Source organism: Flavobacterium phycosphaerae, from assembly GCF_010119235.1.
In the GTDB taxonomy this organism is placed as follows: domain Bacteria; phylum Bacteroidota; class Bacteroidia; order Flavobacteriales; family Flavobacteriaceae; genus Flavobacterium; species Flavobacterium phycosphaerae.
This window is the reverse complement of the sequence record NZ_JAAATZ010000001.1, coordinates 2,516,836-2,534,573: the sequence shown is the minus strand read 5'-3', so window position 1 is coordinate 2,534,573 and position 17,738 is coordinate 2,516,836. Positions and strand designations below refer to the sequence as shown.

Below are 17,738 nucleotides of genomic sequence, written 5' to 3'. Positions count from 1 at the left end.
TATGAAAATATTTGAACCATTAGAAGCAGGTGTAATTGAAGGAATAAGTAAAACTTTAGGAGAGACCAACAAAGGACTATCAGGAACTGAAATTGAAAAGTTTCTGGCAGAAGCTCGGATTGCCGATTGTGACCCCATAATAACAAAATGGAAAAGATTATACAATGCATTTGTCAACTATCAAAATAAGAATAAAAATTCTAATAATATCTTAACTTTCATTAATAAATCAATGAGTCCTGCAAGGTTTGTTGGAAAAAATGAACAGTTTGAGGACATTAGATTTGAACTGAACAAATATTTATCGTTCTCAGGTTTAAAACTCAAAGAAAACGGCAAATTTACTTCAACAGACTCAACCTCAACAATCTCAGAGGCAGAACAAAAAGCTAATAGATTTAAGAGTAAGCTGCAACAAAGAAATACTCATGAAAAAATATATGAATATTGTAAAGCAGAATTATTAGCAGAAAATTATTTCCATTCAGTCTTTGAGGCAGTTAAAAGCATTGCAGAAACTATTAGGCAAAAAACTGGTTTAAATCATGATGGGAGTGAATTAATTGAACTAGCATTTTCAATAAAGAATCCTCTAATAACGATTAACAAACTCTCAAACGAAACAGAAGAAAGTGAGCACAAAGGTTTTGCTAATCTGATAAAAGGTGTTTTTGGGATGTTTAGAAATACTGCTGCCCATGCTCCAAAAATTACCTGGGAAATAAATGAAACTGATGCTTTAGATATAATGTCAACAGTTTCATTAATCCATCGGAAACTTGAATAATAGTAAGAAGCTCTTTTATAGAAAAACATTGGTTTGTTTCAATATCTGAGACAGCTTTTTTTAAAGCATTAATACTAAATAGAAAATTATACTTATTTAACTAACGCTACTAGCTTGACAGTTAAAAGTTGCGCAACCCTTCAATAAAAAATGATAAACTACACTCCTAATTCACTAAACTTTCATATTGATTGGAACTTGAAACGCGAACCGGTATTTAGATTGTTGGATAATACTATATGGCTTGATAATTTTTTTAAGACCGGAGAAATAATGATAAGCTGCTTCAATAAATTTAAAAAATATCCTGACGAAATGCAGGGTGATGGACGCGAAGGTGAAATGATGATTGGGGGTTATAATGAAAAAACTAAAAAATCCAGCCACATAATTTATGAATCAGGATTGAATGCCTATGTAATGTCAACCACAAACAAAATAAGTAAAGAGGTAGTCAAAGACTTTAATGCTACATGTGCGATTCAGATAAATAATCCAACATTATTTGCCATAGAAATTTCAAAAAAACTTCCTTTTGTGTTTTCTGGTTTAGAAGGCAATTGCGATTATACATCATCGAGAAGCCATTATTTCCATACTCATATTGAAGAGTTTTATGAAATGGAAGTTTCAAATAATCAAAAAACTCAGGATATTATTAACCGAATAATGATGGGGAAAGAGCTTTTTTTAAAGCTTGATAAGTATAAACATCAACAAGAGTATCGTTTCGTTTGGTTTTCTCCGATTCCAATTAATGACTCAATAATCGTGAAATGTCCTGAAGCAATCCAGTTTTGTGAAAAATTAATTTTTTAACCTATAAATTGTAGTATGCAAAATATATTTATAAGTGAAAATGACCATTTTAAATGGAGCAAACAACGAGAATATATTTTATCATTAGAAACAATAGATGATACAATAAGAGAAAAGGCAATTGATTCACTCAATTTTCTTGAGCAGGAATTAGGTCGTAATTTTTTAAAAACCTATTCAGTTAATCACCCATTAAGACAAAAGATTAGTGAAAAAACAAAATGGCAAATTGAGGAGTTAATCGGATTTACTGATACACTAAAAACTTTAAAAACTTCAGACAGTAATTATAATAAATTATTATTAAAGCTTTTAAGTCATTCAGATGCAAGTTCAGAAGCAGTAACCTTTGTTGAAATTGCAAGAATGTATAATCAGGAAGATTTCAAAATTTCATTTATTGAGGAAGATAAAGGGAAGAATAAAAACGACAAAACACCGGATATTGAGGTAATTAACAAAATAAATAGTGATGTTTTTTATATTGAACTGACAACGCTTGGCAAAGCTGATTCACAGAAAATCATTAGTAATAACTATAATTTTTTCCATAATCAATTTAATTATGTTCCGCCTCAGTTTCCATTTTATGGTAAACAAAAAAAAATAATCATTGAGGAAGAATATATAGATATAAAGGTAATAATCGATGAAGCTAAAAGAAAGGTAAAAGAAAATAATCAAATAATTTATTATAGTGACTCTCGCTTTAATTTTCTCTTAGCTCCTGAAAGAGACACAGAAAGCTTTAATGAAATTTGTAAACTGAATAAGATAAGACCTATTCATTTTGATAGCTTGCCACATGATTTTGATGAAACAAGTCGCATAAATAGCAGGTTAAACAAAGCAAAACAAATACCACAAGAATATAATGGGTTATTATATATTTCAGTTACACCATTGTATTTTATGTTATTTGATATGCAGACTGCAATAGATCGTTTAGCAGCTAATATTACAAAATATCAAAATCTAATTGGAATAGTTTTATACACTAAGATTGTTAATGCTGGTGAAACTGTAACAATACCTATTGGTAAACATTTTTTTTCTCAAAAAAAATTGAAAACTTAACCTATGCATCGCTTTTTATTTTTAATAGTCATTGCAAGGTATTGGTATCAGATGAAACTATTGATAAAATTTACAAGACTTTAATTTAATATAACCTCTTTTCATCATCATTAGTAAGAATTATGATTGAACGTAAAATAAAAAATTTCAAAAAAGAATTAGCAATCATTAATTGGGTCGAAGGCTTTAATAAACAGAAAGTTTTAATTCGTGACGAGTCAAATAATGCCTATTTGAATAAATCTAATAGGAAATTTATTTTTTTCCATAAAGGTATTTTCCCATATTCGAAAAATGGTACGCTTGATATTAATATTGAAGGCTCTCAATACTATATCAAATCTTCCGATTTCAAAGAACCTGTCAATAAAAATTTTACTCAAATACCATGTGAAAGCGCCTGCGACGTAGATACTTTTACAAAGGGGAATTTAAACAGAAGGAAACTTTTTCGAATGTTTTTTTTTGACAAATCAGAACGAACACACATTTTTCATCACAAACTCGAATTTCCGAAGTATGACGGCAAAATTCCCTGGGCTTTCGAATGCACCAGAGTACAGGTCAAAAATAAACGTTACGACATCATACAGCATAAGCATAACAATCAAAGCTATATTATTATAGAAAACCTAGACCCGGTTAGTTATAGTAATTTTAAAAAAGACTCCTACTCTATTCAAAAGGGGATTGGCTTTTTAATTGGCTACATGCCGGGTGGTGAAAATTATATTTTTTCTGGTGATAATTTTGTTTACCAACGCTTGTCTAGAAAAGCGTTAAAGTCGATTTATCATCCGGTAACATCCAACCCATATTCTTTCACACTACTGCACGATCAAAGGAAAATAGCAGAACGTTATGAATCTATACTTACTGTAATACCAGCTTCAGTAATTTCAAATTTTGTCAATAAAATTCATGATAGCGAAGAGCTTTCTGTGGCAATTATATTTTTAATGGAGGTGGCGAGTTTAAGCTCTGTGGTTTCAATGCCAGGGGTATTTTCAGTTATACTTGAATCTTTTGCCAATATAATAATCAATGAACAAAAGATAAGACAAAGCCTTATCACAGATGAAGAATTAGCAAAGGAAATAATTGACGAACTTAATTTAGTGATAGATAAAAACGCATCAAAAATGCACTCAGATGCAGCAATAAAAATTAGAAGGCGAGTTGCAGCAATTAACCAACCTGTAAATACTAAGAAAATTTCAAATGCGATGAAACTTCGCGAACCATTTGATCAACTCGGCATATCACTTTCCAACCTTGATGAAAAGGCAATAGATTATCGCAATGATTTACTTCATGGAAATATATTAATGCACGATGAGACCAAACGAACAAGCAAAGAAATTGATAACCGTATGATATATGTTAGTGCTAAACTTTATACTCTAATAAGTAAACTAATTTTAAAATATTGTGGTTACAACGGTTACGTCATAAACCATGCTAAGTTTTATGATCTAGATGGAATTTTTGGAGAAATTGACTTTTTTGAAAAAATTTAAATTTTAATAAGATAAGTCAAATAAAAAAGTAATTCTATCTTGTGTTTGTACAATGAAGAATGACTAGGAGATATCAATAAAGATTTTATATTATAATCAGCTAGCATAAATGGAAAATCTAGACAAAAAAATTAGTGATTTACAAGTTGAATTACTCGAATTTGCCCAAACACTAAATTTTGAAGAATCATTTGAATTTTCACCTTCAAGTCTTGAAAAGATACAATGGGATAAAATTGAATGTCAGGGTTTATATTTGATAGAAATCAAAAATGACTCAAAGTTTAATCATTTCAAAGAATGGGCAGATGAATTCTGTCTCAAATGGATGGATCCATTATATATAAAAAGATGGGTGCCAAACCCCAAGAAAAAGAGATTGTCAAAACATTCGGAATTAAAAGACTGGATTCCTCTTTACATAGGCAAATCACAAAAAATTAATGCTCGCTTTTATGAACATATTTATTTAAGGCTTGAGCAGCCCACAACTGGTTTAAAATTAAAGGCTCGTGAAAATATGCAAAACGAAGTTTTTAGACTGAGCTATATAAATATTCCAACACAAAATTATGATTGGGTAATGCCTGTTTTCGAAAATAATTTACGGAATAGAATCAACCCTATCTTAGGACGACAATAACTGTTTTTTGTTTTTAATTTGCAAAAATTAAAGATATTTTTATTGTTTTCGTTGTAAATTGTTTTATTTTTGTAAAAAATAAGCATTATGATTATTAATTTTAAAATAAAAAATTATCGCTCAATAAAAGATGAAACTCTTTTTAGTCTGGAAGCATCAGGAGCAAAAGGAAAATCAGACAATGTTGCAGAGATTACTGTAAAAAATGGAAAAAAATTTCGTTTGCTCAAAACAGCGGTAATCTATGGAGCCAATGCCAGTGGTAAAAGTAATGTAATTCGAGCTTTTTGGGCTTTCCGACAATTAATAGATCGTTCGTTCAGATATGATGTAAACGACAACATTGAACTTGCAGAACCGTTTGAACTCGATGTCGAAACAGCTGACCAACCCACCGAATTCACTCTTAATTTTATTGGGTGGGATAAAGTTCAATACATTTATTTTATGGCTATTTCTAAAAGAGACGGTATAATTGAAGAAACACTGAAATATTACCCTGAAAAGAGTCAAAAGATAATTTACAAAAGAACTGGAAGAAAAATTACCAGTATAAACCGTGATTTCTTTAAAAACAAAAACAGCTTTGACAAAATAAATCCTAAACGTCTTTTCTTATCTGAGTTAGGCAACAGCGGAGAAGAATATTGGGAAAATATGCGTAATTATTTTATACATGGAAACATGGTATTAAATGCTGCTGCCAATGGCATGCTTATTGGGCTTGCCGAAAATGCCAAAAGTCTTTTTGAAAGTGATATTGAAGGAATGGAGGATATAAAAAACAAAGTTGTTAAACTTGTTCAATTATCTGATTTAGGGATAAAAGGCTTAGAACTTGTTGAAGAAGAAGAGTTTTTTAAACCGGGTGTTAACAAGGAATCATACTCTGGTTCAAGAATTAATAAGCGTTTCAAAACAACGCATAATGTCTACAAAGATCACAAAATTTTTAAACAACATCAGTTTGATTTACTAAACCAAGCATCAACGGGTACAATTGCATTAGTTGGTTTATGTACCGAGATAATGCTGTCTTTAAATTTTACTGGAGGAAGGCCAATATGGATAGATGAAGTTGATAACAGCATGCATCCATACCTTTGCAGGTTTTTAATTTCATTATTCCATCATCCTCGAAGTAATCCATACAATTCACAGTTGATTTTCGCAACTCATGAAACCACTTTGCTCGACAAAAATAATTTCCGTAAAGACCAAATTTGGATTACTTCAAAAGACAAATATGGTTGTACTAAACTATATAGCGTTTATGATTTAGACATCGAAGGACTTCGTGATGATATCCCATTTGACAAATGGTATATGAGTGGCAAATTCGGTGGGCTTCCGAACATAAAAACTATGGATTTTATTTTTGATCGAGATAACAAATTGGAGTATGAGAAAGAGAAATAGGGTTTCCAAAAAACCGGTACTTTTTATTGCTTGTGAAGGAACCTCAACCGAATTCAATTACTTTACCAGTTGGGGAGAAACAGAAGAAGCATTAGATAAATTTGAACGGGTTGAAGTTTATCCCGATGAAAACGAAAATAACCCACAAACTAATCCGTATCAACTTTTTCAAATAGCAAAAAATGCTTTAGATAGTGGTTCAGCAGATTACGCCTGGGCGGTTTTCGATAAAGACAATCATCCAAGACTTCCCGACACTTTTACTGATGCCGCTGCTGCAGGTGTTAATATTGCATTTTCTTCCCGGTCTTTTGAAGAATGGGTTTTAATGCATTTTGAAAAAAATAACACTACATTTAATGCAACCGAATGTAAAAATGCTAATGGTAGGCCAACCAATTGTGGTTCACATTTAGTCCCTAATTGCACACCGATTGATTGTTTAACGGGTTATATCAGGAGAAATAATTACATCCCGGGCTATTCTAAAAAAAGTGATTTTGATTTATTTACTGCAATACATCAAAATACTGAAGTCGCTTTGACAAATTCGGCTTGGCTGCGTTTTCAGGTTGGTGCCTCCATAAATGTAGCTCAACCTCCTCTTCACAATTTAAATCCATACACTAACGTTGACCAATTAATTTATCAGTTTCTTCCTTCCACATTAAACATAGAATGGGGTAATGCAAATACCAATATTCAATTAAACAATTGGACAATAAATACCCGATTAGACAATGGAGATATTGTTGTCAATGTATCACATACACAACCAAATCCACAAATTTTAAATGCTCTATTTCTTGATTCATTAGTAACCACTGATGATTCCTTAAATGAGACTCCCGGCACGGTTATAAATAATCAATATTTGACTAACAACAATGGAAGTAATAATCAAATATTGAGAGCCAATGACGTTATTGAATACAGAATACAAAACAATAACCAGCAATACTTTCTATTCAAGAACGACAATACTAGAATTTTTATAACACTCTACTGAAATAGCTGAATTATATGAATTTCTAATTAAGCCATTTGAGAGAAAGGGTATCGATATTTACTAATAGAAATTGACGAATTACTAAATACAAATAATAAAGTATTTATTGTTTTAGGAGTTGGCATCTGTTGACCTGTGAACCTGGACTTAAACAAATCATTAATCGTAAACGAGCATAGCCTTAACTATAAGTAGTTAACTGTTCAATCATATAAAAACGTTCAAAAAGTTATACATTCATTTGGGTATTTTGACGTTAAAATATTCTTATTATAACGCATACAAAATCAATCGTTTAAAATTATTATTTAAAATAAGTCTAAATAAAGTTTGTATTTTCAAAAAGAGAAAATATATTTGCGCTTTATTTTTAATTAATCTAAATAGTGAATTACAAATTTATTCTCATAACTCTTTTTACAAGCCTTGTATTCACCAGTTGCTCTGATGTAAAAGAATATAGCACCATTCCTGATGACAAAATTGCTTTGGGAAAACTGCTATTCAACGACGCCAATCTGTCCAATCCTATCGGTCAGGCCTGTGCTTCCTGCCATTCTCCCGAAACCGGTTTTAGTGACCCACTGCACCAGATTGTTTCTGAAGGTGCCGTCAGCAATACTTTTGGAAATCGAAATGCACCCAACTTAGCTTACAATGTTTTTGCTCCAAATCGTTATTACAATACTATTGATGAAACTTTTGTTGGTGGATTCTTTCTAGATGGTCGCTCACCAAACCTACAGGAACAAATGATTCATCCGCTGCTCAATCCGGTAGAAATGAACAATACATCAACAGCACAAGTGGTAGCCAAAATCAAAGCTGCTGCTTATTACCCTCAAATCGTAGCACTTTATGGCAATTCTCCTTTTGATGATGATATTTTATCCTATGCAGCCGATGCCTTAATGCGTTTTGAAACTTCAGATGAAGTCAATGCTTTCACCTCCAAATACGATTATTATCTGCAGGGAAGAGCTACACTTAGCCTGGAAGAACAAAAAGGTTTAGTGCTTTTTGAAGGAAAAGCCAAATGTGCCCTTTGCCACGTAACCGATCCTGATCCTGACCAAAAGAAAGTGTTGTTTACTGATTTTACCTATGACAATCTTGGCGTGCCAAAAAACCCGGATAATCCTTTTTATACCGCAGCTTCAAATCCGTTAGGCATCAATTATGTCGATTTAGGAATTGGCGCCATTGTGTCGCAGCCAACCCATTACGGAAAATTCAAAGTGCCAAGCTTGCGCAATGTGGCCATCTCAGCCCCTTACTTTCATAATGGTTCCATAACCACATTGGAAAAAGTGGTGCGTTTTTACAATCGAAGAGATTTAAACACCGGTGAATTTGCAGCTGCCGAAGTAAGCCAGAATGTAAATATAGAAGAACTCGGAAACCTGCAACTTACCGATGAAGAAGAACTAAATCTAGTCGCTTTTCTGAAAACATTAACCGACGGCTATCACAAATAGTATCTAATCCTAATTTTTAAAACCAAATATATAATGAAAAATATTTTTAGAATAACAGCAATTGCACTTTTAAGTTCAATGAGTTTAATGGCTCAGGACCGGGTTTTTAACTACACTTACCAGAGCAACGTTCTAAATAAAGGTGTGAAAGAAATTGAAGTATGGACTTCTGTAAATACCGGAAAAAAGGATTATTACAGACAATTAGAAAGCCGCGTGGAATATGAAGTTGGTTTAGGTTCTAATCTTCAAACCTCGTTTTATTTGAACTCTAAGCAAAATGCTTTTTATGATGATATTACCGGTGAAATTGTTATGGAACCAACTGAAATCTCTTTCTCTAACGAATGGAAATATAAATTTTCAGACCCAGTAGCCGACAAAATAGGATTTGCTGGTTATGGCGAAATAACGGTAGCAACAGACGAATTAGAATTAGAGCTAAAAGCAATCTTTGACAAAAAAATAGGCAATACTCTTCACGCATTAAACTTAGTGGTAGAGCAAGAATGGGAAACAACTACTGTTGACGGAAAAATGAAAACAAATCAAGCCACCAAATATGACATAAATTACGGCGCTTCCTACACCCTTTCAAACAAATGGAATTTAGGTGCTGAAATTTTAGACCGAAATGTGTATTATAACGAGGATCATGCCACACATTCTGCTATTTTTGCAGGGCCATGTTTAGAATATCATGTGGATAGTTTTTGGATTAACCTTTCTTATTCCCCACAAGTTGTAGGGTTACACAATCCTGACGGATCAAAAGGGCTAAATGTTGATGAATTTACCAGAAATAATTTCAGAGTATTATTCTCGTATTGGTTTAAATAATATCCGATGAAAAAACTATTGATTTTCCCTGCTTTAGTACTGATTTCATGTAGCTCACAATTGTACGTCCCTGTGCATGAGGTGAATTCTGTTTCAGTTGAAAACCTTAAAAAAGGGAGAGATTTATATGTGAATAATTGTTCCAGTTGCCACCAGTTATATTTACCAAATCAATATAATGCCGAAGCTTGGCAGCATAATCTTGATGAAATGCAAGTCAAAGCCAAAATTACTGATGGGCAAAAAAAACTGATTTATGATTATTTAGTCAATGCACCAAAATAAAAAGTTAAAACAGGTATTTAATTCCCGAATCACACACTATATTATTTGCCCATTATGACATAAGCTTATAGGTTTGCCACTAATCAAATCTACAGCATTATGGAGTGGTGGCAAATTCTAATAGGAATACCGGTTATAATAGTAGGCGGTTACATTCGAGGTAAAATCTATGAGCATAAAAAGGATATGCATCATAATGAAAGTTGGAGAAGCAGAAAAAAATAATCATCCTCTTTATATTTTTATTTACATTTGAAACCGCCCATGTTCTGAGACAACCAAATGCCACAATTATTCGGAACTCAATTTTTTCATTTTGCCGCTTGTATTCATACTTGCGGCAATCGTTTTTTATAGTATTATATAAAAGGAAATGGTAATAAAGAAACTATAGTTAATAGTATATTATTTAATGGCATAGAAACTGATAAAGAATAAAAACACAGCATAATGTTTGTTATTATGAACATAAATACTATTTTTGTTCATAATAATGAACATTTAGTAATATGAACAGAAAAAAACAGACCGTTTTTCCTAAGCACTTAATAACGCTAGAACAGATGGGTGAAAACATAAAGTTAGCTAGGAAAAGAAGAAAGCTTACTGCTGTTCAGGTAGCAGAACGAGCCGATATTGTTAGGACTACTTTATATCAAATAGAAAAAGGTAATCCTAGTGTTGCTATTGGTGCTTATTTTAATGTACTAAGAGTATTAGGCCTACAAGATGATTTTCTAAAACTCGCTTCAGATGATGAACTGGGAAGAAAACTCCAAGACCTAGAACTCCTTAAGTAATACTGTATCGTCAGTTCGAGTGATTTTCACATAATACAATGGAGTGAAAATAGTATCGAGAACATCTAACATCCAAAGATCTAACAATCCAAAATGTCCACAAAAACCGAAATATACGTTTACGCCCACTGGCTGGGAATGAAAGAACCAAAAATAATCGGGATCCTTTCAGCACAACAAGCCAAAGGCAAAAAAGCATTCAGCTTTGAGTATGATAATGATTGGCTCAAATCAGAACAAAAATTTATGCTCGACCCAGACATACAATTGTATGGTGGTCCTCAATACCCAAACCAAAAGGAAAACTTCGGTATATTCCTCGACAGTATGCCCGACACTTGGGGACGCACCTTAATGAAACGCCGAGCAGCACAATGGGCAAAAGAAAACAAAGAAAAAGCACCAACGCTCTACGATATAGATTTCCTGTTAGGAGTATATGATGAAAGTCGTATGGGTGCATTACGTTTCAAAACCGACCCAAATGGCGATTTTTTAGACAACAATGAAACGGCTTCAACTCCGCCTTGGGCATCAATTCGTGAGTTGCAAAACGCAGCCTATATTTTTGAGAATGATATCGATAACGAAGAAGTCAACAGATACCTCTCAGTACTAATTGCTCCTGGTTCTTCCTTGGGTGGCGCAAGACCTAAAGCCAATGTTTTAGATGCCGATAAAAGCGTTTGGATTGCCAAATTCCCTTCCAAAACAGATACTGTCGATAAAGCCGCTTGGGAATTTCTTGCCTATCAACTGGCTATAAAAGCAGGAATAGAAATGGCTCCATGTCGTATCGATAGGATATTAGGAAACTATCGTACCTTTTTCACAAAACGTTTCGATCGCGAAAATGGTGAAAGAATACATTTTGCCTCAGCCATGACCATGACAGGAAACAACGAAGATACCATCAGGGATAACACGGCAAGCTATTTAGATATCGCAGAGTTCATCAGTAATTATGGTGCTAATATAGAAGCTAACCTGCACCAACTATGGCGCAGAATAATTTTCAACATTGCTATTTCTAATACTGATGATCATTTAAGAAATCACGGCTTTATTTTAACCAAAGACGGTTGGATTTTATCACCGGCTTATGACCTCAACCCATCTATCGACAAAGACGGGCTAGCACTAAATATTGATACTGATAACAATGACCTCGATTTTGAATTGGCAATCAGTGTAGGTGAATATTTCCGTTTAAACAAACAACAAATGGAAACCATAATACAAGAAGTTGTTGAGGTTACAACCAATTGGAGGACTATAGCTAATGAAATTGGAATTCCAAGAAGCGAACAGGAATTAATGGAAAAAGCTTTTTACAAAAAATAAAACTAAAAGATATGTGGATAAAAGAGCCAAATTTTCCACTTGGAGAATCGTTTAATGACAAGTTAAATTTTGTCTTTAAACGAGATAATATTTACGTTATGGATAATCATTTAGCAGCTAGTTGGTGTTGGATGAATTGTATTGATATTGGAGCAGTGCATAATCTCTTCCACATTGACAGGCATTACGACTTACTACATTTTCCTAACACTGTACAAACACAAATAGTTGATGTTGGTATACAATTAAACTCATTAACATTAAATGAATATGTGGCGTTAAGGCAGCCAATGGCAGGAAGTCCAGATGCAGCTTTGTTCAGATGGGACAATTATATTGGCAACTTGAATTTAGTGTACCCTAATTTATTCGGCTTTAAATATTTTGCAGCACACAATGAAGGTACTCCTCTTAATAATTTTATCGATAATGAATATGAAATAAAAGACCTTACAACAAATGTTGAATATTGGATGAGCCAAAGAGAAAATAAATGGATTCTAAATTTAGACATTGATTATTTTTTGCAAACTCAGAGGAAGGAAAATATCAAATGCTTACAGATGAATACATTATCGAACTTTGCAAAAATATAAATCAGGCGAGAAAGCATATTGCTGTAATCACAATTTGTTTAAGTCCTGAGTGTTGTGGTGGTTGGGATATTTCCATTCAAAAAGCAAAGCTAATATGCGAGCAATTAGGATTTGAATTGCCTTTATAAATTAAGCAACGGATTCTAAACTAGGAAAGTAATCAATAATATTTCTTTTGTCTTTGGTAATATCGTTAATCATTTTGAAACAAAATCTACTAATAGTACTTTTATCTTCATTACTTAAAGTGTCAGAAATTATGTTGTTAGAATTAGCCGGATCAACAATACGAAGATATTCAATATTTGAAGCTATAAAGTGAGTCACATCTTTTAGTGCTTTTTCTATATTATTTGATATTGCTATTTGTTGAAAGGCTTTTTTAGCCAACCATTCCAAATGAATAGATTTTATTTTTAAATTATTCTCTGTTTTCCATACTTTCAGAAGTCTCACAATTCGTTTTTCACGATAATTAAAGTTTAGAAATGATAATTGCTTTTGAGCATTAGTTTTCTTGTAAGTAGGTTTTTCAAAAAAACCGGTTTTGTTCACAAAAAGACAAGTATCGTTACTACCATTATCTATTTGACGTGTTGGAACTATATCAATCCGCTTTAATTCATCTTTAATTTTAAATTCAAGACCTATAGAATGTTTCTGTTCTCTAACGCTTTCTAATCTAACGTCTTTAAACTCATCAAAGACATAATCAGAAACTTTATAATAAACATCTGCCAATGTTCCAAAATCTTTTTTAAATTGAAGTTGAATATCAATATCCGAACCATATATTGAAGTTCCTTTAGCTATAGAACCATGAAATTTTGGAGTTATAGCCAAATCGCTTTTAAATTTTTGATTTAATTTAGCTTTAACTTGCTCTGCCTTATCAAGCAATAAAGTATTATCATCTTTATAGTAATGCAATGATTTGTGAAGATAATTAGGCACACTTCCAAACTTTGAAAACACTTGAGTCATTTTTTTATCACGAATAGAACCTAAAACAAAACCGCCTGATCCACCAAATACAGCTCCCTTAGTAGCCGCAAAAGCCAGTTGACCCCAATCAAATTTCTTTTTTGGGTCCTTACTATTAAGTTGGTTAATGGCGTTAATAATTGCATTTCCAACGCCACATACTATAGCTCCAGTCTGAGCATATTTTTTTGCTTTATTCATATTTAATTAAATTTTTTGATCAATCTCAAACCCTACAGATTTTGCATAAGCATTTAAATCGATAGCTGCCACTGTTCCTATCGACTGTTGTAAATATCTTGTAAGTTGAAGAAAGAATGTCACCAAAGAATTCTCCTTTTCACTGAAAGTAACACTTTCAAACGTTCTGTTCAAATAGTAATCATTAATTCTTTTATCAAAATCTTTACTAGTAACATCTTCAGTACCGGTATAATTTACATAAAAGCTTCCATAATCAACAGCACATCCCATTTCAATAGTTTGCAAGTTTTTCAAACTCTTTAAATGTCCTTCAATTGTGTTATTGTTTGCGTGAGTATAGGAATTAGTACTTGATAATATCCCACCAATTATTTTTGTCAATGGTCTAGCCGGTACCTCAACACCCGCATTAATTATTTTTACAGACGTTCTTTTTAAGCTTCGTACGCTTTCTATTTTCTTTCCTGCATATTCAAAAAAATTATCATCACTAACATTGCCCTGCAAATCAGGTTTCACTTCAAATACAGCATAAACACCTTCAGCCGGAATATAATGAATGCCGTTTTGTGTAAATACAAATGGCGTATACTGTTGATCATAAATCACTAAATCAATTTGATGACTTAAACTACCATTACTATCTATTATTATAGCCTTATCAACACAATATCTATTGGGTAGATACTTCCGTAACCATTCAATCCAAACATTTTCTAGAGAATCTCCTTTTGAACCCGGATGCAGAATAAACTCTCTATTAGTATTTAATTGGGCAACCATCTGATTTTGCAACCCATTAAATAAGTCACCTATTTTTATTTTACTACTCATATCTGTATAATTTATTTTTAAATTGAACATAAAAACCAAGTTCAACTTTGGTTTTATTGTAACCTATAATCAACATTATAGGATTTTTTATCGACACCTCATTATGGTTTGCTATTGAATTAATAGCATTAATATCGGTACCACTCGGTATCGGTAAATTATTGGGATGGGTGTGCCATTCTCCAAGGTAAAATTTCTTCGGTTTCTCAGCATAAAACTGTTTTAATTTATTTTCAATACCTATTGTATCTCTTTCAAACAAATAGGGAGTACCTTTAAATTTATTTGGCAAAATAGTATTTGTTATACTTAAATGGGTTTGGTCATCAGAATAATTACCAATCAAAAATCCACCAAACTCGTTGGGATAATGTTGCACCCCAATATCAATTATATTGGATAACAAATTGTCTTCAATATCTAATGTTAATCCTAGTTCTTTAATACTATACATCAAAACTCATCTAATTTTATTGAAAATACATCATCATCATTTGTTTTTAAAACAAAGTTTCTTAAAAGTTTATTGTCGTTGCTCAATTTGATATTAATATGTTTAATAGCAAATTGAACTAACGTATTTATATCATTGTAAGATGCTTTGAAAGTTGGGCTCCAACATCCGGTTGGGTTATGAATATCTTCTAACTCATTTTCCAATACATTCTCATACTGATTCATTACCCAATTATAACTATTGGGCTCAACAGAGCAAACAAGCTCTTTTGCATTATTGGTGATAGATAATGTTATAAGCATTTTCAATTCGAGTTTACCTAAAATATATAACAAGTCGTTGTCTGTTGAACAATCAATGATGATATCATAATGAAGTAATCTTCTTTGTAAATCATTAGTAGCATTGGTTAATCCCTGTGCAACTTTAGTATCCACATGAAACATCCTTACATCAATGATACCAACTTCTACGAAAGGCGAAATTGAAAATAATTGATTGGATAAATCATCAACTTTATTGCAAATACCACTTAGAAATGAGTATTCAGACCGGCATACATTTTCGGGTTCTTTAATGTCATAATCTACTACATCAATGTTTGTGCAACCACATCTTGTTAATGTAGTAGCAACCATACTACCAATAGCACCAATACCAACAATCAGTATCTTGCTTTTTGTTATCTTTTCGGTCAATTTACCTCTGCCAAAAAAATAGTTATACGAACAATTTCTGGTAATACCCCAAGTAATATTTTCATTAATAAATCCGCCTCTCCATACTCTATCTTCTCTATAGGATTCAATCGGAAATTTTCCAATATCTAAAATAGCAACTTGCCAATGTATCTCTGTATCAGATATTTTATAGCCTATCAAAAAGGGTATAGGCTTCCCATTCAACTTTAAATTGTTTTTCTGTACACTATGAAGAAAAGTAAAAACATCTTGATTTACTAAGTATTCTATGTCTTCCCAATTAGTGATTATAAACTTTCCATTTATCGCAGGGGGATTTTCTAAAAAGACATAAATTCCGATATCCTTATTTGGTAATTGCTTTATAGCGCTGCTCCAATTACATTGTGCTATTAATTTACTCGAAGAATCTCTGAATTCTTGAATGACATGATTAAAAATAATCTTTTCATAATACAAACCGTTATTTATTTTTGAGTATTCAAAAAAACCAAACTGATGTTTACTAAAAACATAATCAACTTCTGTAAATAAAAAGGAAAAATGAGAGTCTTTAAACTCTTTGGGTTGCAATATTAAGTGTTCATAATGGTCATCATTATCTTTATTCAAATAATATCTCCAAATCCATCTTTTAAGTGAGTTTATATCAACTTCAATTTTTTTCTTTAAATCAATTTGATGTGAAGTATGCCTGCAAATAGAGCCATCACCCATCACATGCCCATAGGACAAATAATCAGTATTAGAAAAAGTAATAGATTCCACATCCATCCTTTTTAAAGGATATTCGGGGTAAATTTTAACATCAAACAACAAGTATTCATCAGTTGTTTCAACTTGGACTTTAATCTTTCCAACGATATTAAATTCCAAATCTGAGTTAAGTGGAGTTTCAATCGAAACTCCACTTAACTCAGAAAAAATTTGTTGGATTGTATGTAGTCGCTTGTCTGTCATTTATCCGAATCTTTCATTTTTTGGTGGATTAGAATAAAACCCATTCCCTTTATTTTCGTATTTATTACTCTCTTCTTCTTCCTCTACAAATTTTGCGTTTTCAGGAAAATAAGTTTTGATATTCTCATCATTATCCTCAATTCTTTCAAGCATATTTTTCATATCGTTAGATAAAGTCTGTCTTTCTGAAGTAGTTAATGTTTCTATCAAATCATTAGATCCATTTCCGGGATCTTTCAGTGTAAAACTGTCTCCGGTAACTTCATCACGAATATACTGCAATACCGTCTCTAGTTTGCTCCACAAATTACCTGATATATTCTTATTGTCAAAGGCTTTAATGGTAATCAATTCCAAAAAGAAAGATTTCGTTGGATAATTATACTTGGTATTCTTCCAAACTTTAAGTAAACGGATAACCTTTCTAATGGAATCTTTTTCAGTGGTTGCTCTATCCTTAATATTTTTAATTTGGGCTTGAACATTAGTTTTAATTCGCTCACTACCTTCATCAAAGTTTCCATATTTGTAGTAAACATAGAGATTCAGATTTTCATCATCTTTGTATTGGTCTTGATTTAGTTCTCGTCCCGGGACAACGTCTATTTTTACAACATCGTCGTCTCCATCAGCAAAAAACTCAATCCCAATAGAAACTTTTTGTTTTCTTACATTGGCCACATCTTTATATTTCTCATATAAAAAATCATAAACATCTTCATACATCTGTTTTAATGTGCCATTAGAACCAAATGCGTTTCTTTTGAACGGACAAACCATATCAAAATCAAACTTGGTATTCATAGCCGTATTTTTGGCATAAGAGCCAGAATTAAAAGGAGAATAAATATTGCTTTCATATTTCTTTTCTAACGCTTCCTTTACTTCCTTGTTCTTGTCTTTGTGCTTAGTTAAAAGCTGTTCTTCTTTGGTAATTTGATGCGTTTTAATTACCGAATCTAAGTGTAAATTCTTGTCCAT

General features: G+C 32.2%; 18 protein-coding genes. 13 read left to right on the top strand and 5 right to left on the bottom strand.

Translation table 11 applies throughout. The features are described from left to right. Nucleotide 1 precedes the first annotated feature (1 nt). The 13 genes from GUU89_RS11305 to GUU89_RS11245 all read left to right on the top strand — a co-directional run bounded on the left by GUU89_RS11305 (nt 2) and on the right by GUU89_RS11245 (nt 12,617). Nucleotides 2–787 carry a TIGR02391 family protein gene (locus tag GUU89_RS11305; RefSeq protein ID WP_162128014.1) on the top strand — a complete coding sequence of 262 codons (786 nt, stop codon included), beginning with the start codon at nt 2–4 and terminating at the stop codon, nt 785–787. A 150-nt stretch (nt 788–937) separates the two neighbouring features. After that, the gene (locus tag GUU89_RS11300; RefSeq protein ID WP_162128013.1) at nt 938–1,606 is read left to right on the top strand and encodes a hypothetical protein; all 669 of its coding nucleotides are present in this window, start codon (nt 938–940) and stop codon (nt 1,604–1,606) included. A gap of 15 nt (nt 1,607–1,621) precedes the next feature. Continuing rightward, nucleotides 1,622–2,683 (top strand): hypothetical protein, encoded by a 1,062-nt coding sequence (locus GUU89_RS11295; protein ID WP_162128012.1) that lies wholly within the window; start codon nt 1,622–1,624, stop codon nt 2,681–2,683. A gap of 122 nt (nt 2,684–2,805) precedes the next feature. After that, nucleotides 2,806–4,203 (top strand): hypothetical protein, encoded by a 1,398-nt coding sequence (locus tag GUU89_RS11290; protein ID WP_162128011.1) that lies wholly within the window; start codon nt 2,806–2,808, stop codon nt 4,201–4,203. Between the two features lie 109 nt (nt 4,204–4,312). Further along, the gene (locus tag GUU89_RS11285; RefSeq protein ID WP_162128010.1) at nt 4,313–4,846 is read left to right on the top strand and encodes a hypothetical protein; all 534 of its coding nucleotides are present in this window, start codon (nt 4,313–4,315) and stop codon (nt 4,844–4,846) included. Nucleotides 4,847–4,933: 87 nt separating this feature from the next. Then, nucleotides 4,934–6,265: an AAA family ATPase gene (locus tag GUU89_RS11280; protein WP_162128009.1), complete on the top strand. Its 1,332-nt coding sequence runs from the start codon at nt 4,934–4,936 to the stop codon at nt 6,263–6,265. After that, entirely contained in the window at nt 6,249–7,274 is a 1,026-nt protein-coding gene (locus GUU89_RS11275; protein ID WP_162128008.1) for an RloB family protein, read from the top strand. Before GUU89_RS11280 ends, GUU89_RS11275 begins: the two co-directional genes overlap by 17 nt. Nucleotides 7,275–7,660: 386 nt before the next feature. After that, nucleotides 7,661–8,752, top strand: a complete 1,092-nt coding sequence (locus GUU89_RS11270; protein WP_162128007.1) for a cytochrome-c peroxidase — start codon at nt 7,661–7,663, stop codon at nt 8,750–8,752. A gap of 33 nt (nt 8,753–8,785) precedes the next feature. Beyond that, a complete protein-coding gene (locus GUU89_RS11265; protein ID WP_162128006.1) occupies nt 8,786–9,592 on the top strand; it encodes a hypothetical protein in 807 nt (268 codons plus the stop codon). A 6-nt stretch (nt 9,593–9,598) separates the two neighbouring features. Next, nucleotides 9,599–9,877 carry a hypothetical protein gene (locus GUU89_RS11260; RefSeq protein WP_162128005.1) on the top strand — a complete coding sequence of 93 codons (279 nt, stop codon included), beginning with the start codon at nt 9,599–9,601 and terminating at the stop codon, nt 9,875–9,877. A gap of 509 nt (nt 9,878–10,386) precedes the next feature. Next, nucleotides 10,387–10,677, top strand: coding sequence for a helix-turn-helix domain-containing protein (locus tag GUU89_RS11255; protein ID WP_162128004.1), 291 nt, complete (start codon nt 10,387–10,389; stop codon nt 10,675–10,677). Nucleotides 10,678–10,770: 93 nt separating this feature from the next. Then, nucleotides 10,771–12,021 (top strand): type II toxin-antitoxin system HipA family toxin, encoded by a 1,251-nt coding sequence (locus tag GUU89_RS11250; protein WP_162128003.1) that lies wholly within the window; start codon nt 10,771–10,773, stop codon nt 12,019–12,021. 11 nt (nt 12,022–12,032) lie between these two features. Next, nucleotides 12,033–12,617: a peptide arginase family protein gene (locus GUU89_RS11245; protein ID WP_162128002.1), complete on the top strand. Its 585-nt coding sequence runs from the start codon at nt 12,033–12,035 to the stop codon at nt 12,615–12,617. 129 nt (nt 12,618–12,746) lie between these two features. On the opposite strand, the gene GUU89_RS11240 is transcribed toward GUU89_RS11245, so the two are convergent. From GUU89_RS11240 to GUU89_RS11220, 5 genes are read right to left on the bottom strand one after another with little or no spacing between them, the layout of a single operon-like run. Further along, nucleotides 12,747–13,802 (bottom strand): nucleotidyltransferase family protein, encoded by a 1,056-nt coding sequence (locus GUU89_RS11240; RefSeq protein ID WP_162128001.1) that lies wholly within the window; start codon nt 13,800–13,802, stop codon nt 12,747–12,749. Between the two features lie 6 nt (nt 13,803–13,808). Further along, nucleotides 13,809–14,639, bottom strand: a complete 831-nt coding sequence (locus GUU89_RS11235) for a DUF6602 domain-containing protein (RefSeq protein ID WP_162128000.1) — start codon at nt 14,637–14,639, stop codon at nt 13,809–13,811. Then, the gene (locus GUU89_RS11230; RefSeq protein ID WP_202924449.1) at nt 14,632–15,093 is read right to left on the bottom strand and encodes a Mov34/MPN/PAD-1 family protein; all 462 of its coding nucleotides are present in this window, start codon (nt 15,091–15,093) and stop codon (nt 14,632–14,634) included. Before GUU89_RS11230 ends, GUU89_RS11235 begins: the two co-directional genes overlap by 8 nt. Further along, nucleotides 15,093–16,757, bottom strand: coding sequence for a ThiF family adenylyltransferase (locus GUU89_RS11225; protein ID WP_162127998.1), 1,665 nt, complete (start codon nt 16,755–16,757; stop codon nt 15,093–15,095). The genes GUU89_RS11230 and GUU89_RS11225 overlap by 1 nt, the downstream gene beginning before the upstream one ends. Beyond that, the gene (locus GUU89_RS11220; protein ID WP_162127997.1) at nt 16,758–17,738 is read right to left on the bottom strand and encodes a nucleotidyltransferase family protein; all 981 of its coding nucleotides are present in this window, start codon (nt 17,736–17,738) and stop codon (nt 16,758–16,760) included.

What these genes read in the sequence shown, in the direction of transcription:
- GUU89_RS11305 (WP_162128014.1), top strand. Translation starts at nt 2, where the DNA reads ATGAAAATATTTGAACCATTAGAAGCAGGTGTAATTGAAGGAATAAGT.
- GUU89_RS11300 (WP_162128013.1), top strand. Translation starts at nt 938, where the DNA reads ATGATAAACTACACTCCTAATTCACTAAACTTTCATATTGATTGGAAC.
- GUU89_RS11295 (WP_162128012.1), top strand. Translation starts at nt 1,622, where the DNA reads ATGCAAAATATATTTATAAGTGAAAATGACCATTTTAAATGGAGCAAA.
- GUU89_RS11290 (WP_162128011.1), top strand. Translation starts at nt 2,806, where the DNA reads ATGATTGAACGTAAAATAAAAAATTTCAAAAAAGAATTAGCAATCATT.
- GUU89_RS11285 (WP_162128010.1), top strand. Translation starts at nt 4,313, where the DNA reads ATGGAAAATCTAGACAAAAAAATTAGTGATTTACAAGTTGAATTACTC.
- GUU89_RS11280 (WP_162128009.1), top strand. Translation starts at nt 4,934, where the DNA reads ATGATTATTAATTTTAAAATAAAAAATTATCGCTCAATAAAAGATGAA.
- GUU89_RS11275 (WP_162128008.1), top strand. Translation starts at nt 6,249, where the DNA reads ATGAGAAAGAGAAATAGGGTTTCCAAAAAACCGGTACTTTTTATTGCT.
- GUU89_RS11265 (WP_162128006.1), top strand. Translation starts at nt 8,786, where the DNA reads ATGAAAAATATTTTTAGAATAACAGCAATTGCACTTTTAAGTTCAATG.
- GUU89_RS11260 (WP_162128005.1), top strand. Translation starts at nt 9,599, where the DNA reads ATGAAAAAACTATTGATTTTCCCTGCTTTAGTACTGATTTCATGTAGC.
- GUU89_RS11255 (WP_162128004.1), top strand. Translation starts at nt 10,387, where the DNA reads ATGAACAGAAAAAAACAGACCGTTTTTCCTAAGCACTTAATAACGCTA.
- GUU89_RS11250 (WP_162128003.1), top strand. Translation starts at nt 10,771, where the DNA reads ATGTCCACAAAAACCGAAATATACGTTTACGCCCACTGGCTGGGAATG.
- GUU89_RS11245 (WP_162128002.1), top strand. Translation starts at nt 12,033, where the DNA reads ATGTGGATAAAAGAGCCAAATTTTCCACTTGGAGAATCGTTTAATGAC.
- GUU89_RS11240 (WP_162128001.1), bottom strand. Translation starts at nt 13,802, where the DNA reads ATGAATAAAGCAAAAAAATATGCTCAGACTGGAGCTATAGTATGTGGC.
- GUU89_RS11235 (WP_162128000.1), bottom strand. Translation starts at nt 14,639, where the DNA reads ATGAGTAGTAAAATAAAAATAGGTGACTTATTTAATGGGTTGCAAAAT.
- GUU89_RS11230 (WP_202924449.1), bottom strand. Translation starts at nt 15,093, where the DNA reads ATGTATAGTATTAAAGAACTAGGATTAACATTAGATATTGAAGACAAT.
- GUU89_RS11225 (WP_162127998.1), bottom strand. Translation starts at nt 16,757, where the DNA reads ATGACAGACAAGCGACTACATACAATCCAACAAATTTTTTCTGAGTTA.
- GUU89_RS11220 (WP_162127997.1), bottom strand. Translation starts at nt 17,738, where the DNA reads ATGGACAAGAATTTACACTTAGATTCGGTAATTAAAACGCATCAAATT.